The sequence below is a fragment of the Aminobacter sp. MET-1 genome, assembly GCF_026521175.1.
Lineage (GTDB): Bacteria > Pseudomonadota > Alphaproteobacteria > Rhizobiales > Rhizobiaceae > Aminobacter.
In genome coordinates this window covers 50,970-66,584 of record NZ_JAMSHL010000006.1, presented here as the reverse complement: position 1 = coordinate 66,584, position 15,615 = coordinate 50,970, and the positions used below count along the sequence as shown (strand labels likewise).

Genomic DNA, 15,615 nt, shown 5'->3' with positions numbered 1-15,615 from the left:
GCCTCTTGTCGCAAAAACGCTATATAGTGCCAAGGGACGGGAAGGGCAACGGAAGTTCCGCTGCCTCTCACGCCATCGTCAATTGCTGGTCTTGGGCGGCTGCGCAGCAGGCGCCGGTTCGGCCGGAGCATCCGCTTCGCCGTCGACCGGCTCGGTGCCGTCGGTCGGCTGCGCTGCCGTGCCGGGCTCGCCGCTCTGCGGGTTGAGCTTCTTCAGGATCGACTTCTCAGGATCCTCGGGCAGCATGTTTTCGAGCGTGGTGCCGATGCTCTCGAGCAGCGGCCGCGACTTGGCTTCGGAGATCCAGGCCGGCGACTTGTCGCCCACCAGCCAGTTGAAGAACAACAGGCCCACCGAGACCACCAGAACGCCGCGCGCGGCGCCATAAAGGAAGCCCAGCGTGCGGTCGAGCGCGCCGATGCGGCTGTCGATGATGAAATCTGCGATCTTCATCGTGATGATGGTGACCACGATGAGTGCCACGATGAAGACGACGCCGGCGGCAGCCGCCATGGCGATCTTCTCGTTCTCGATATAGGGCTGAACGTAGGGCACGACCGGCTTGTAGAACAGAAAGGCCGCAACCGCCGCCGCCGCCCAGGATGCGATGGACAGCACTTCGCGCGAAAAACCGCGAACCATGGCGAGCATCGCCGAAACGAGGGTGAAGCCGACCAGAATTCCGTCGAGCAGCGTAATCGGCATCGTGTCACTCACTCCATGACGACGGTGTCAGTCCGTCTCTTCCGCGCGGCTTCGTCTTGAGCCGGCTATCCGTGCCACCAGATCAGAAAGCTCGGACGGCTGGAACGTTCCGGCACTTGAGCCGCCTGCGGTGTCCCCACTGCCGGAGGGCAGTACGGCCCTTCCGAACCCCAACTTTTCGGCCTCTTTAAGGCGCTGCTGCGCATGCGCAACGGGTCTTATCGCGCCCGAGAGGCTGATTTCGCCGAAATAGACGCAATCCGCGGGCAGGGCAATACCGGTGAGCGATGAAACCAGTGCGGAAGCCACAGCGAGATCGGCGGCGGGCTCGGAAATGCGGTAGCCACCGGCGACGTTGAGATAGACGTCGTGCTGGCCGAAGCGCACCCCGCAATGGGCCTCGAGCACGGCGAGCACCATCGACAGGCGCGACGAATCCCAGCCGACGACGGCGCGGCGCGGCGTACCCAGCGTGGAAGGTGCTACCAGCGCCTGGATCTCGACCAGCACCGGGCGGGTACCCTCGATTGCGGCAAACACGGCTGCTCCCGGCGCCTTGGCATGGCGTTCGCCTAGGAACAGTTCGGACGGGTTGGCGACCTCGCGCAGGCCCTTGTCGGACATTTCGAAGACGCCGATCTCGTCGGTAGGGCCGAATCGGTTCTTGACAGTGCGCAGGATGCGGTAGTGGTGGCCGCCTTCGCCCTCGAAATAGAGCACGCCGTCGACCATGTGCTCGACCACGCGCGGGCCGGCGATCTGGCCTTCCTTGGTGACATGGCCGACCAGCACGACAGCGGCACCCGTCGACTTGGCGTAGCGGATCATTGCCTGGGCGGATGCGCGCACCTGGGTGACGGTTCCCGGGGCGGAATCGGCGAGGTCGGTCCACAGCGTCTGGATCGAGTCGATGATGACGAGGTCCGGCCGCTTGCCGTCGGCGATGGTGGCGAGGATGTCCTCGACATTGGTTTCGGCGGCAAGCTCCACGGGCGTCGAGGCAACACCAAGGCGCTGGGCGCGCAGCCTGATCTGGGCGACAGCCTCTTCGCCCGAAACGTAGACGATGCGATGGCCCTGGCTGGCAAGTGCCGCCGCTGCCTGGGTGAGCAGCGTCGACTTGCCGATGCCGGGATCGCCGCCAATGAGCAATGCCGAGCCACGGACGAAGCCGCCGCCGGTGGCACGGTCAAGTTCGCCGATGCGCGAGATGATGCGCGGGGCATCCTCGATGTCGCCGTCGAGCGACGTCAGCGTGACGGCGCGGCCCTTGCGCGCGCTCTTGAGCGAGGACGGTCCGCTGCCGATACCGCCGGCCGTGCCTTCCTCGACGAGCGTGTTCCACTCGCCGCAGGAATCGCACTTGCCGGCCCAGCGTTGATGCGCCGCGCCGCAATTCTGGCAGATGAACTGGGTGCGGGCCTTAGCCATGGGTGAGGTGCCTTTCGGAAAAATGGAAAGGCAGAATCCTACGTTGCCCCCCTCTGTCCTGCCGGACAGAGCGGCGCGCTGGCCTGCCACCATCACCGATGACGAGCGCACATTCGCGCATGCGCTACTCTTCCCCAAACCTGTCCGGCAAATGATGCTCGGGGGCGAGGTCGAAGAAGCGGGTGAATTCGCCCTGGAAGCCGAGGCTGACGGTGCCGGTGGGGCCGTGACGCTGCTTGGCCACGATGACTTCGGCCTTGCCGCGCACCTCGTTCATGTTGACTTCCCACTGCAGGTACTCGTCGGTGCCGGGCTTCGGTTCCTTGTTCTTGAGGTAGTATTCCTCGCGATAGACGAAGATCACGACGTCGGCGTCCTGCTCGATCGAGCCCGATTCACGAAGGTCGGAGAGCTGCGGACGCTTGTCGTCGCGGTTTTCGACCTGACGTGACAGCTGCGACAGTGCGATGATCGGAACGTTGAGCTCTTTGGCCAGCGCCTTGAGGCCGGTGGTGATCTCGGTGATTTCCTGGACGCGGTTCTGCGACGACTTGGCGGACGAACCCTGCATCAGCTGGATATAGTCGATGATGATGAGGTCAAGGCCGCGTTGGCGTTTGAGGCGGCGGGCGCGCGCCGAGAGCTGGGCGATGGAGATACCACCGGTCGAATCGATGAACAGCGGGATTTTCTGCAGCGTCTGGGTGCAGCTGACCAGCTTTTCGAAGTCGGTCTCGGTGAGATCGCCGCGGCGGATCTTGGAGGAGGGCACCTCGGCCTGCTCGGAAATGATACGGGTGGCGAGCTGCTCGGACGACATTTCGAGCGAGAAGAAGCCGACGACGCCGCCATTTTCGGCCTTGAACGAGCCGTCCGCCTGCTGCGCCGGCACATAGGCATGCGCAACGTTGAAGGCGATGTTGGTGACGAGCGAGGTCTTGCCCATGCCAGGGCGGCCGGCGAGCACGATCAAGTCGGAAGACTGCAGGCCGCCCATGCGGGTATCGAGGTCCTGCAGGCCCGAGGAGACGCCGGAGAGATGGCCGTCGCGCATGTAGGCCGCGCTGGCCATGTCGATTGCCGTCTTGACTGCATCGGAGAAGCTTTCGAAGCCGCCGTCGTAGCGACCGGTTTCGGCGAGCTCGAACAGGCGGCGCTCGGCATCCTCGATCTGCTCGGCAGGCGACATGTCGACAGGCGCGTCATAGGCGATGTTGACCATGTCCTCGCCGACGGTGATCAGCGCCCGGCGCGTGGCGAGGTCGTAGATGGCCCGGCCGTAGTCCGAGGCATTGATCACGGTGACGGCTTCAGCGGCGAGGCGCGCCAGATACTGGGACACTGTCATGTCGCCGACCTTCTCGTCGGCCGGCAGGAAGGTCTTGATGGTGACCGGGTTCGCCATCTTGCCCATGCGGATGAGCTCGGCTGAGACCTCGAAGATCTTGCGGTGCAGCGGCTCGTAGAAATGGGTAGCCTTCAGGAAGTCCGAGACGCGGTAGAAGGCGTCGTTGTTGACCAGCATGGCGCCCAGGAGCGCCTGTTCGGCCTCCATGTTGTTGGGGGCTTCCCGGTAGAGCGGGGTTTCCGCCACTTCAAACTTGCGCGCTGCCTCGGCCAATGTCTTCCCCGTCTCTGAACCCGAACGTTCTCACTAGCAGATGCGCCCGCGGGCACGACTGCGTCTATTTTGCACGCTGCCCGCTGTTCACACTCGTCCACAGGCCAGCACGCCGTCGCGAGAAATCCGGTTGACGCGAATCGCAGCGAGTCTAATCGCTGTCAGCTAGGAACAAAACAGGAATATTCAGTTATGCCCCGCGCGGCGCGAGCAGGATGACCGAAGCGCCGAAGATGCAGATGGCGGCACCGATGAGATCCCAGCGGTCGGGTCGCACGCCTTCGGCGAGCCACAGCCAGCCGAGCGACGCGGCAATGTAGATGCCGCCATAGGCGGCATAGGCGCGGCCGGCGGCGTCCGCCTCGACAAGGGCCAGCAGCCAGCCAAAGGCGATCAGGGAGACGATGCCTGGAATGAGCCACAGCGCCGACTTGTCGAGCCGCCACCACGCCCAGAATGAAAAGCAGCCGGCGATTTCGGCAAGGGCGGCGGCGATGTAGATGGCGTAGGTCATGAAAAAGCCCGCGATGAGAAGGGCTTTTTCCTACGGGAGCGGCATGAGGCGCAAGCTATTCCTTGTCGGTCACCCTGCGTTTGCGCGGCGGCTTGGCCGCGGGAACCGCCTTGCGATGCGCCATCGCGTGCATGGCCAGAGCCTTCTCGCACTTGCCGATATAGTCGCGGGTGACAGGCAGCGTGTCGTTGCGATGGGTAAGCTGGATCTGGAACACCATGAGGTCCTGCCAACGGAAGGCGGCTTCGGACGCCGCGAGGTAGAATTCCCACATGCGGCAGAAACGTTCGTCATAAATCGCCTTGGCCTTGTCGCGGTTGGCGAGAAAGCGCTCGCGCCAGTGCTTCAGCGTCTCGGCGTAGTGCAGTCGGAGGATCTCGACGTCGGTGACCATGAGCCCCGATTTCTCGATATGCGGAAGCACTTCCGACAGTGCCGGGATGTAGCCGCCGGGGAAGATGTATTTGCGGATGAAGGCGCTGGTCGCCGTCGGTGGGCCGGCGCGGCCGATGGCGTGCAGCACCATGACGCCGTCGGGCTTCAGACGCTTGGCCACCGTGTCGAAGAAGGCGCGGTAGTGGTTGACGCCGACATGCTCGAACATGCCGACCGAGACGATGCGGTCGAAGCGCTCGACGAGGTCGCGGTAGTCCCTGATTTCGAAATGGGCCTGGTTTTCGAGCCCCTCGGCCTGGGCGCGCTCGGTGGCGACGGCGTGCTGTTCCGTCGACAAGGTGACGCCGAGCACCTGCACGTCAAAGGAGCGGGCGAGGTAAAGCCCGAGCCCGCCCCAGCCGGATCCGATGTCGAGCACCGATTGGCCGGGCTTCAGGCGCATCTTGGCGGCGAGATGCGCCTTCTTGGCAAGCTGCGCCTCCTCGAGAGTCATCTCCGGCTCGGCGAAATAGGCGCAGGAATATTGCATGTCCTCATCGAGGAAGAGGCGGTAGAGGTCGCCCGACAGGTCGTAGTGGCGCTGGACGTTGCGCTTGGCACGCGCCGCAGTGTTGACCTGCTGGAAACGGCGGAAGGCGACGCGCAGCCCGTCGATGGCGCGTGTCCAGGCGGCGTCGATTGTGCCGTTGCCGAGATTCTGGAAGGCGATCCGCATCAGTCCCAGCACGTCGCCGCCGACGATGTCCATTTCGCCGTCCATGAAGGTCTCGGGAATGGCCAGCATCGGGTCGAAGGTGATCGCGCGCTCCGCGTGGCGGGTCTTGATCACCATGTGTACAGGTTCGCCGCTGCCGTCGCCGAACCGATGGGTGCTTCCCTTCGGACCGGTCACGGTCAGGTTTCCTACGCGTACAAGTCTTCCGAGGATGCGCTGAAGCAACACATTCATGGGCAGTGCTCGCGATCTGTCAGTCCTGTCTTGTGATCCTCTTCAATGATGCAGCCCTTGGCAAGTTCCACCAGGCACAAAAAAGCCCGGGCGTTTCCGCCCGGGCTTGGTCCAGAAAACTGGAGGAAGACGAAGCTTAGATGTCGTCTTCTTCTTCGGCGTTCGGATCGAAGAAGGCGTCCGGACGGGCGTTCTCGTTGATGTCGTCGCCGTAGATGGCTTCGGCGGTCGTGAGCGTCTCGCCCTTCGACTGGCGCTCTGCTTCGTCCGACGTGCGGGCGATGTTGAGGGTGATGGTGACCTCGACTTCGGCGTGCAGCGAAATCGCCACGTTGGTCAGGCCGATGGTCTTGATCGGCTGGTTCAGCTCGACCTGGTTGCGGGCAACCGTGAAGCCTTCGGCGATCAGGATGTCGGCGACGTCGCGGGTCGAGACCGAACCGTAGAGCTGGCCGGTTTCACCAGCCGAGCGCACGACCACGAAGGTCTTGCCGTCGAGCTTGTCGGCGACCTGCTGGGCTTCCGTCTTGCGCTCGAGGTTGCGGGCTTCGAGCTGGGCGCGCTGGCCTTCGAACTTCTTCTTGTTGGCTTCGTTGGCACGAAGCGCCTTGCCCTTGGGCAGCAGGAAGTTACGGGCAAAGCCGTCCTTGACCTTGACGGTGTCGCCCATCTGGCCGAGGCGGGAAATACGTTCGAGGAGAATGACGTCCATTTTCCTTGTCCTTTCGTTGGCTGCAAAGGCAGCGAATTGGGTTCAACGGGCAAGGAAGCAAGAAGGGCGCGTGGCGCCTGTGTCGCTGTCCTGCCTGTCGCGGCAGTTAGGGTTTCCTGAGAAAACCCAACCCGGGATTTTGAGGACTACCCTGCCACGCCCGTCGCGGAGGGAGATGTTCCGGCCCGGGGCAGGTGCCGCCGGGCCGGAACGGATATCACTTCACCACGTAGGGCAGCAGGCCGAGGAAGCGGGCGCGCTTGATCGCCTGGGCGAGTTCACGCTGCTTCTTCTGGCTGACGGCGGTGATGCGCGAGGGAACGATCTTACCGCGCTCGGAAATGTAGCGCTGCAGCAGACGCACGTCCTTGTAGTCGATCTTCGGAGCGTTGGCGCCGGAGAACGGGCAGGTCTTGCGACGACGATGGAAAGGACGACGGGTCGGGATCTGATTGATGTCGACCATTATTCTGCACCCCCTTCAAAGCCTTCGCGCGGACGGCGCGGGCCACGATCACCACGGTCGCCGCGGTCGCGGTCGCCGAAGCTGCGCTGCGGACGGTCGCCGAAGCCACCGCGGTCGCCACGCTCGGAGCGCTCTTCGCGCTTCTGCATCATGGCGGACACGCCTTCCTCATGTGCCTCGACCTTGACGGTCATGAAGCGGAGGATGTCTTCGGACAGGCCCTGCTGGCGCTCGACTTCCTTGACGGCAGCCGACGGAGCGGTGATGTCCATAAGCGTGTAATACGCCTTGCGGTTCTTGTTGATGCGGTAGGTGAGGGACTTCAAGCCCCAGTTCTCGACCCGGCCAACCGATCCGCCAGCTGCAGTGATGATGCCCTTGTAGTGTTCGACAAGTGCATCGACCTGCTGCTGCGAGAGGTCCTGACGGGCAAGAAACACATGTTCGTAAAGAGCCATAGTTCTTTGCCTTTCTTCGTTTCCATCTTCCGGTCCCGGCGGCTAGAGCCTCTGCGACCTCTGCTAACCCGCGATGCGGGGAAGAAAGGTGCGTGACGAGACGGTCGAGAGCGGAGACACGGGAGGCGGAAGCGTTTTCGCTTCACGCGGAAGTTTCCGAGAAAACCTCCGGCCCTCCGTTCAGCCCCCAGCTGGGACCGGCAGATGGCGGGCGTCTACAGGCAAAGGGCCGATAAGGCAAGAGGCAGGGCCGAGATATCGGGCGAAACCGGCCTTTTCCGGCCGATTTTCAGGGCTGGCTACGCGTCTTCGCGCAGGAACAGCGGCGAGCGCGTGCGGTTGGCCACGACCTTGTCGACCGTCTCGGGGAAGAACTCCTTGGCGCCACGGCGCTTGCCGAACATCATGTCGTACTGCAGCCAGCGGAAATCGCGGATCGCAGGGTCGAGTTCTTTCTGGCGCGACCAGTCGAACTGTGTCTCGCCGAGGCGCGGCAGCAGCACGTTGCGGTCGACGACGCGGAAGCGGTCGTGCACCTCGCCGAGGAAGCCGGTGTAATAGGGGTGGGTGATCCCGGCGGTCTCAAGCACATGCAGCGGCAGGAATGCCGGGCTGATCGAGCCGATGTCGCGCGCCGCACCCGTGCGGTTCGACCACACCACCAGCGGCGTCTCGTGCTGCACCAGCATGTCGTTGATCGGCGCCTTGCGCTTGGCGACCGGCTCTTTCATGAAGCCGGTGTCGACATAGACGGGGCCGAGCGGCGGCAGGTGGTCGCCGAAGAAGGCGATCACGGTCGGGCGTTCGCGCTTGCTGGCCCAGTCCATCAGGCGCTGCAGGCTGCGGTCGGCGTCGGAGGCGCCCTCGGCATAGGTCAGGATCGAATCGCGCGTCCACTGCGACAGCTTGCTGGCCTCGACCTTGTGGGTGGCGTCGTTGTAGCGGCCCGGCTCATAGGGGCCGTGGCTCTGCAGGCTGACGGCAAAGTAGAAGAACGGATGGTCCGTGGCATCGGCCTGACGGATAATCTCTTCGGTCAGCGCCTCGTCGGAAGCGAGCGGGCCGCGCTTCTTCAGCGGCGGAAGGTTCTCTTCCGACATGAACTCGTCGAAGCCGAAGGCCTTGTAGACGGGCGCACGGTTCCAGAACCAGCCGCCGAAGGGGTGGATGGCCTTGGTCTCGTAGCCTTCGCTGCGCAGGAAGGTTGCCATCGAAGGTACCGGATTGCGCACATATTGCTGGTAGGGGATGCTGCCGGCCGGCAGAAACGCGTTGGAGAAGCCGGTCAGCGCCTCGAACTCGACATTGGCCGTCATGCCGCCGAATTCGGGCGAGAAGACGTGGCCCGACTGCGCGGCGCGCACGCTCGGGATCGGGTCCGGGCTGATCTCCACGCCGGGCAGGCGCGTCGGATCCCAGAAAGATTCGCTCATCACCACGATGATGTCGGGCTTTTCCTCGGGCAGGGAGGTCGTGACGTCGGTGCGCGTAATCGCATCGATCGCCTTTTCCGTATAGCCCTGCGGCGCGTTGACCTTGGCCATCGGCACGTTGAGCGCAAAGGCGATGGCGAAGCCGTTGGAGGCGTAGTTCTCCTTCTGGTCCCACATCATCGGAATGATCTGCAGCCGATCGCGCGTCCACGAGAAGGTCGCGTAGTCCATGATCGAGACGAAGAAGGCGAGCGTCGGCAGCGCAATGGCAAGGCGCGAGATGCGCGCCCAGAACGACAGCGCCGGCATGCGGCGGCGCCAATGGCGCCAGGCCAGCACGAGCAGCGAGATGCCGGCGACAAGCCCGACGGCGATGCCGACGCCGGTCCACGGGCGTTCGCGCACCAGAAGCGGCATCAATTCCACGATCTGGCGGGCGTAGAGAAAGTCGGTCGGATAGAGCGGATCGCCGAGATAGAGCGACTTCTGGTGGCCGACGAAGGCTAGCGTCAGCGCAACGGGGGCGACGATCAAAAGGCCGTTGTGCGGCCGGCCGAGGAGCGCGTCGAGGCCGATCAGGATCAGCGCAAACAGCGCGACCGTGGTCCAGCTCGGCTTGAAGGGCTGCTGGAAGAAGTTGATGGTGTCGATGAGGGAGCCGCGCGCGATCAGCTCGATGGCAAAGACCAGCACGGCCGAAACCGCCAGCGTCACCATCACCGAACGCATCACGCCAAGCGCATAGGCGCGCCGGCAGAACGCGGTCTGATCCGCGTTGGCAACGCTCTGCGCGGCGGCGACGCCGTTATCGTCTACACTTCCCAACTCAATGCTTCCCCGAGTTCATGACGGCTTCATAATGTAGACGTCACCTGAACGTCACCTGAACGTCATCAAACTGTCATGCAGAAGCTAGGGCTTATGGCAAAATTGAGAAGCGTTGGCCAACAAATCGTGTTTTGGCCTAATCATTGTGTGATTATCGGCCCGTTTCGGGCCTGAAGACGCACAAGGCTTGACTTGACAGGGCGCATTGCGCCAGAGCCACAGCGATCCGGAGTGCCCGGCGTTCCCCAGGGGCGGCAAGCGTACTTCGGTTTGTTATGTCTGCGCATCGCGCCAATCAGGGGGCGTACAAGCCTTCGAGCGATGCGCCAGCAGCCAGGAGACAAGAATGGCCGTCGCATTTACTTTTCCGGGGCAGGGCAGCCAGGCTGTCGGCATGGGCAAGGAACTCGCCGATGCTTTTCCCGAAGCGCGCCGGGTTTTCGAGGAAGTCGATGACGCGCTCGGCGAAAAGCTGTCGAAGCTGATCTGGGAAGGTCCCGAGGAGACGCTGACGCTGACCGCCAATGCCCAGCCGGCGCTGATGGCCGTGTCGATGGCGGCGTTCCGCGCGCTGGAATCGCGTGGGCTTTCGCTCAAGGACAAGGTTTCTTTCGTTGCCGGCCACTCGCTTGGCGAATATTCCGCGCTTGCGGCGGCCGGCTTCGTTTCCGTAGCTGACACAGCGCGCCTGCTGCGCATCCGCGGCGATGCCATGCAGGCGGCTGTGCCGGCGGGCCAGGGTGCGATGGCAGCGATCATCGGCCTCGATCAGGCTGACGTCGATGCGGCTTGCGCCGAGGCCGCTCAGGGCTCGGTCGTGCAGATCGCCAACGACAATGGCGGCGGCCAGTTGGTTATCTCCGGCGAGAAGGCAGCGGTTGAACGTGCCGCAGCGCTCAGCACCGCAAAGGGCGCCAAGCGCGCGCTGATGCTGCAGGTGTCCGCACCCTTCCATTCGGCGCTGATGGCGCCGGCGGCCGAAAAGATGCGCGAGGCGCTCGCCGGCGTGAAGAAGAATGTGCCTGTCGTGCCCGTCGTCGCCAACGTGACCGTGCAGCCGATCACCGATCCGGAAGAGATCGCCGCCCGCCTCGTCGAGCAGGTGACGGGTCGCGTCCGCTGGGCCGAGACGGTCCAGTGGTTCGGCAACAACGGCGTCACCACTCTTTATGAAGTGGGTGCCGGCAAGGTGCTGTCGGGCCTCGCCCGCCGCATCAACAAGGAAATCGCGACCGCTGCCGTCAACAACCCGGCAGACGTCGACGCGGCAGTCGCCGCGCTCGCCTGAACAATTCGAACGCCCCCCCGCCCGTGTGAAGGGTGTGCTCCAAGGAGAGTGGAACAATGTTTGATCTGACCGGCCGCAAGGCACTCGTCACCGGCGCCTCCGGTGGCATCGGCGAAGAAATCGCCCGCATCCTGCACAAGCAGGGCGCCATCGTCGGCCTGCACGGCACCCGCGTCGAGAAACTCGAGGCCCTGGCCAACGATCTCGGCGACCGCGTTAAGCTGTTCCCGGCCAATCTCGGCAACCGCGACGAGGTCAAGGCGCTGGGCCAGAAGGCGGAGGCCGAGCTCGAAGGTGTCGACATCCTGGTCAACAATGCCGGCATCACCAAGGACGGTCTGTTCGTGCGCATGTCCGACGAAGACTGGGACCAGGTCATCGAGATCAATCTGACGGCGATGTTCCGCCTGACGCGCGAGCTGACCCATCCGATGATGCGTCGCCGTCACGGCCGCATCATCAACATCACCTCGGTGGTGGGCGTGACCGGCAATCCCGGTCAGACCAACTACTGCGCGTCGAAGGCCGGCATGATCGGCTTCTCGAAGTCGCTGGCGCAGGAGATCGCGACCCGCAACATCACCGTCAACTGCGTTGCCCCGGGCTTCATCGAATCGGCGATGACCGAGAAGCTCAACGACAAGCAGAAAGAGGCGATCATGGGCGCTATTCCTGCCAAGCGCATGGGAACCGGCCAGGAAGTCGCCTCGGCGGTTGCCTATCTTGCCTCCAACGAGGCCGCGTACGTCACCGGCCAGACCATCCACGTCAACGGCGGGATGGCAATGATCTGAGCTGGATTGGTGCGATCCGGCCCGTTCAGAGGTGCCGGAATTGCCCGACAGCGGTCGATAGGCCGGGATAACCGGCCCTTTGGCCCTTGGACGCGGTAAAGAATTCGTGTATTGCCGCGCCCCATCAGGTGGCTGGACCTTGACCGGACCGCTGCCCGTGCGCTTTGGAAAGCGCAGAATTGAGCTTGATTAGCGGCATTCCGCCCGCTAACGAAGACCGAAGAAACACAAGACTGAGGATGCCCACATGAGTGACACCGCAGAGCGCGTCAAGAAGATCGTTGTCGAACACCTTGGCGTCGATGCCGACAAGGTGACGGAAGCTGCAAGCTTCATTGACGATCTGGGCGCGGACAGCCTCGACACGGTCGAGCTCGTTATGGCGTTCGAAGAAGAATTCGGCGTCGAGATTCCCGATGACGCGGCCGAGACCATCCTGACCGTTGGCGACGCCGTCAAGTACATCGACAAGGCTTCGGCCTAAGCGTCCCTTGGATTATCGGGGATGCCAGCGATGAGGCGTGTGGTCGTCACGGGCCTTGGCCTGCTTTCGCCGTACGGCATGGGCTATGAACACGGCTGGAAAGAGCTTCTTTCCGGCCGGAGCGCTGCCAGGCGGATAACGGAATTCGAAGTCGACGACCTTGCATGCAAGATCGCGAACGTCATCCCCAGGGGTGACGGCTCCAACAACACCTTCAACCCCGAAGCGGTCCTTGAGCCCAAGGAACTGCGCAAGATCGGCGACTTCATCCTGTACGGGATCGCAGCCGCCGACGAGGCGTTGAAGGATTCGGGTTGGGAGCCCAAGACGCCGGACGAGCAGAACGCGACCGGCGTCATGATCGGCTCAGGCATCGGCGGCATTGACGGCATTGCCGAAAATGCCCTGATACTCAAGGAACGCGGCCCGCGCCGCATCAGCCCATTCTTCATTCCCGGCCAGATCATCAATCTGGTCTCCGGCCAGGTTTCGATCCGGCACGGCCTCAAGGGGCCGAACCATGCCGTGGTCACCGCCTGCTCGACCGGTGCGCACGCCATTGGCGACGCTGCCCGCCTGATCATGTTCGGCGATGCCGACGTGATGGTGGCCGGTGGTGCCGAAGCTCCGGTGACGCGTCTGTCGCTGGCCGGCTTCGCGGCCTGCAAGGCGCTGTCCACCGATCGCAACGACGAGCCTGAGAAGGCTTCGCGTCCCTATGATCGCGACCGTGACGGGTTCGTCATGGGTGAGGGCGCAGGCGTCGTGGTTCTCGAGGAACTCGAGCATGCCAAGGCTCGCGGCGCAAAGATTTACGCCGAAGTGGTCGGTTATGGACTGACCGGCGATGCCCATCACATCACGGCTCCGGCCGAGGATGGCGACGGCGCCTTCCGCTGCATGTCTGCAGCGCTGAAGCGTGCCGACCTGACGCCCGCCGACATCGACTACATCAATGCCCATGGCACTTCGACCATGGCCGACACCATCGAACTGGGCGCTGTCGAGCGTCTGGTCGGCAATGCTGCCTCGAAGGTGTCGATGTCGTCGACCAAGTCGTCGATCGGCCACCTGCTGGGTGCAGCAGGTGCGGCAGAGGCGATCTTCTCGATCCTCGCCATTCGCGACAACATCGCGCCGGCGACGATCAATCTGGACAATCCCGAACGCGAAACCGCGATCGATCTGGTGCCGAACAAGCCGCGCAGCAGGCAGATCGACGTTGCGCTTTCGAACTCGTTCGGTTTCGGCGGCACCAACGCCTCGCTGGTCTTCCGGCGCTATAACGGCTGACAGGCTGTGGGTAGGGGCCTCCGAGCGGGGCCTCTGCCGTGATTTCTGCCACATTCGCGCCTAGTCTCCCGGCGGGGATTCGACGCAAAAGAGAGTGGCGAGGCAAAATGAGCATGAATACGCCAGGGCAGGGGGATGGGGCTCAGCGCGCAGCGCAGGCAAGCCCGATCGTTCCGAAAACCGCACAGGAAGCGCTGCGGCCCGAAGCCGGCACACCGCCGCCCTCGAAGCGTTCGCGCGCCTCGCGCAACCAGTTTGTCGTCTTCCTGAATTTCATGATGTCGGCCGCCGTGCTGGTGATCCTCGCCAGTGGTGCCGCACTCTATTTCGGCAAGCAGGAATTCACCGGCCAGGGCCCCTCGACGGCGCCCAGCACCTTCCTGGTCAAGCCGAGCACTGGCGTGGCCGATATTGCCGACCAGCTCGAGCGACGCGGCCTCGTCAGCGACGCCCGCATCTTCCGCCTGGGCGTGCGTGCCTATGGCAATGACGGCGCGCTGAAGGCCGGCGAATACGAGATCGAGGCCGGCGCTTCGATGCTCGACATCATGGATCTGCTGAAGAGCGGCAAGTCGGTGCAGTATTCGCTGACCATCCCGGAAGGGCTGACGGTCGAGCAGGCCTGGCAGCGTATCGCCGAGCAGGAGGCCCTGAGCGGCGATATGCCCAAGGATATCCCTGCCGAAGGCTCGCTGATCGCCGACACCCAGCGCTTTACCCGCGGCGCCAGCCGCCAACAGATCGTCAACAAGATGCTGGCTGACCAGAAAGAGCTGGTCGACAGCATCTGGGCGCGGCGCGCGCCAGACCTGCCGCTGGCCGATATCAACGAGTTCGTGACGCTGGCTTCGATCGTCGAAAAGGAAACCGCCCGGGGTGATGAGCGCTCGCGCGTTGCTGCCGTGTTCATCAACCGGCTGAACAAGGGCATGCGCCTGCAGTCCGATCCGACGATCATCTACGGTATCTTCGGCGGCAAGGGCAAACCGGCCGACCGGCCGATCTTCCGCTCCGACATCGACAAGCCGACGCCGTACAACACCTACACGATCAAGGGCCTGCCGCCGACGCCGATCGCCAACCCGGGCAAGGCATCGCTGGAGGCGGTCGCCAACCCGTCGAAGACCAAGGACCTGTACTTCGTTGCCGACGGCACCGGCGGCCACGTCTTTGCCGCGACGCTGGACGAGCACAACGAAAACGTTGCCCGCTGGCGTGCCTTTCAGCGCAAGGTCGTCGAGGACGAGAAGGCGGCAGATCAGCCCGATCCGGCCAAGAACGACGCCACGACCACGAATTCCGTCAAGAAGAAGTAAGGCGCGAGCCGACGCAAGGGACAGGCGGGCCAGATGAATTTGCAGAGCATGACCGGCTTCGCCCGCACCGCGGCGGAGCATGATGGCACAGCCATCGCCTGGGAAGTGAAGTCGGTCAACGGCAAGAGCGTCGAGGTGCGCCTGCGCCTGCCGCAAGGCTTCGACCGGCTTGAGCAGCCTGTCCGCCAGGCCGTCCAGAAGCGCTTCACCCGCGGCAATGTGCAAGCGACGCTGACGGTCAGCCGCAGCAGTGCCGGCATGGTGCAGCCCGTCATCAACGAAGTTTTCCTCAAGGATGTCGCCAATCTCGCCAACCGCTTGGTCGAGCAGTATAGCGCGGCCCCAGCGACCGCTGATGGCCTGCTGGCCCTGCGCGGCGTCTTCGATATGCCCGAGGCTGTCGAGACCGAGGAGCAGCGGGCGGCGATCGACGCTGCGATCATGAATTGTCTCGAGGCCGGGCTTGCCGGCCTGGTCGAGGCCCGCCAGGACGAGGGCGAGGCGCTGCGCAGCCTGCTGCTGGGGCATATCGCGGCTATCGAGGCGCTGACGCTGAAGGCCGAGGCTGACCCATCGCGCGAGCCGGGGCAGATCCGCCAGCGGATTGCCGAACAGGTGCAATTGCTGCTCGATGCGGCACCGGCGCTCGACGAGGCGCGGCTCAACATGGAAGCCGCCTTCCTTGCCACCAAGGCTGACATCCGCGAGGAGATTGACCGGCTGAAGACCCATGTCGCATCGGCGCGCGCGCTGCTCGCCGGCGGCGGGGCTGTTGGCCGCAAGCTCGATTTTCTCGCGCAGGAATTCAACCGCGAATCGAATACCCTATGTTCGAAGTCGAACGCCGCCGCAGTGACCGCCATCGGGCTGGAGCTCAAGGCCGTGGTCGACCAATTCCGCGAGCAGGTTCAGAATCTGGAGTAGCGC

The 15,615-nt window shown here is 63.8% G+C and carries 15 protein-coding genes; 6 read left to right on the top strand and 9 right to left on the bottom strand.

Features of this window, described 5'->3' with window-relative positions; all coding sequences use genetic code 11:
* Nucleotides 1–78: 78 nt before the first annotated feature.
* The 9 genes from NDO48_RS10750 to NDO48_RS10710 all read right to left on the bottom strand — a co-directional run bounded on the left by NDO48_RS10750 (nucleotide 79) and on the right by NDO48_RS10710 (nucleotide 9,414).
* A complete protein-coding gene (locus NDO48_RS10750) occupies nucleotides 79–705 on the bottom strand; it encodes a CvpA family protein (RefSeq protein WP_018427100.1) in 627 nt (208 codons plus the stop codon).
* Between the two features lie 27 nt (nucleotides 706–732).
* The gene (gene radA / locus NDO48_RS10745; protein ID WP_018427101.1) at nucleotides 733–2,136 is read right to left on the bottom strand and encodes a DNA repair protein RadA; all 1,404 of its coding nucleotides are present in this window, start codon (nucleotides 2,134–2,136) and stop codon (nucleotides 733–735) included.
* Nucleotides 2,137–2,260: 124 nt separating this feature from the next.
* Entirely contained in the window at nucleotides 2,261–3,757 is a 1,497-nt protein-coding gene (locus NDO48_RS10740; RefSeq protein ID WP_267321457.1) for a replicative DNA helicase, read from the bottom strand.
* 190 nt (nucleotides 3,758–3,947) lie between these two features.
* A complete protein-coding gene (locus NDO48_RS10735; RefSeq protein WP_267321456.1) occupies nucleotides 3,948–4,271 on the bottom strand; it encodes a YnfA family protein in 324 nt (107 codons plus the stop codon).
* A 55-nt stretch (nucleotides 4,272–4,326) separates the two neighbouring features.
* Nucleotides 4,327–5,616, bottom strand: a complete 1,290-nt coding sequence (locus NDO48_RS10730) for a class I SAM-dependent methyltransferase (protein WP_018427104.1) — start codon at nucleotides 5,614–5,616, stop codon at nucleotides 4,327–4,329.
* Nucleotides 5,617–5,752: 136 nt separating this feature from the next.
* The gene (gene rplI / locus NDO48_RS10725; protein WP_018427105.1) at nucleotides 5,753–6,328 is read right to left on the bottom strand and encodes a 50S ribosomal protein L9; all 576 of its coding nucleotides are present in this window, start codon (nucleotides 6,326–6,328) and stop codon (nucleotides 5,753–5,755) included.
* 217 nt (nucleotides 6,329–6,545) lie between these two features.
* Nucleotides 6,546–6,794, bottom strand: coding sequence for a 30S ribosomal protein S18 (gene rpsR / locus NDO48_RS10720; RefSeq protein ID WP_018427106.1), 249 nt, complete (start codon nucleotides 6,792–6,794; stop codon nucleotides 6,546–6,548).
* Nucleotides 6,794–7,252 carry a 30S ribosomal protein S6 gene (gene rpsF / locus NDO48_RS10715; protein ID WP_267321455.1) on the bottom strand — a complete coding sequence of 153 codons (459 nt, stop codon included), beginning with the start codon at nucleotides 7,250–7,252 and terminating at the stop codon, nucleotides 6,794–6,796. The genes rpsR and rpsF overlap by 1 nt, the downstream gene beginning before the upstream one ends.
* Nucleotides 7,253–7,551: 299 nt before the next feature.
* Complete coding sequence (locus tag NDO48_RS10710) at nucleotides 7,552–9,414, bottom strand: LTA synthase family protein (RefSeq protein ID WP_416377195.1); 1,863 nt, start codon at nucleotides 9,412–9,414, stop codon at nucleotides 7,552–7,554.
* A gap of 445 nt (nucleotides 9,415–9,859) precedes the next feature.
* On the opposite strand from NDO48_RS10710, the gene fabD reads away from it, so the two are divergent.
* From fabD to NDO48_RS10680, 6 genes are all read left to right on the top strand, one after another.
* Nucleotides 9,860–10,801, top strand: a complete 942-nt coding sequence (fabD, locus tag NDO48_RS10705) for an ACP S-malonyltransferase (RefSeq protein WP_267321453.1) — start codon at nucleotides 9,860–9,862, stop codon at nucleotides 10,799–10,801.
* Nucleotides 10,802–10,857: 56 nt separating this feature from the next.
* Nucleotides 10,858–11,595, top strand: a complete 738-nt coding sequence (gene fabG, locus NDO48_RS10700; protein ID WP_018427110.1) for a 3-oxoacyl-[acyl-carrier-protein] reductase — start codon at nucleotides 10,858–10,860, stop codon at nucleotides 11,593–11,595.
* Between the two features lie 247 nt (nucleotides 11,596–11,842).
* A complete protein-coding gene (locus NDO48_RS10695) occupies nucleotides 11,843–12,079 on the top strand; it encodes an acyl carrier protein (protein ID WP_018427111.1) in 237 nt (78 codons plus the stop codon).
* A gap of 30 nt (nucleotides 12,080–12,109) precedes the next feature.
* Nucleotides 12,110–13,372, top strand: coding sequence for a beta-ketoacyl-ACP synthase II (fabF, locus tag NDO48_RS10690; protein ID WP_026227009.1), 1,263 nt, complete (start codon nucleotides 12,110–12,112; stop codon nucleotides 13,370–13,372).
* A gap of 107 nt (nucleotides 13,373–13,479) precedes the next feature.
* Complete coding sequence (gene mltG / locus NDO48_RS10685) at nucleotides 13,480–14,688, top strand: endolytic transglycosylase MltG (protein WP_018427113.1); 1,209 nt, start codon at nucleotides 13,480–13,482, stop codon at nucleotides 14,686–14,688.
* A gap of 33 nt (nucleotides 14,689–14,721) precedes the next feature.
* On the top strand, nucleotides 14,722–15,612 hold the full coding sequence (locus tag NDO48_RS10680) for a YicC/YloC family endoribonuclease (protein ID WP_267321452.1): 891 nt from the start codon (nucleotides 14,722–14,724) through the stop codon (nucleotides 15,610–15,612).
* Nucleotides 15,613–15,615 lie beyond the last annotated feature (3 nt).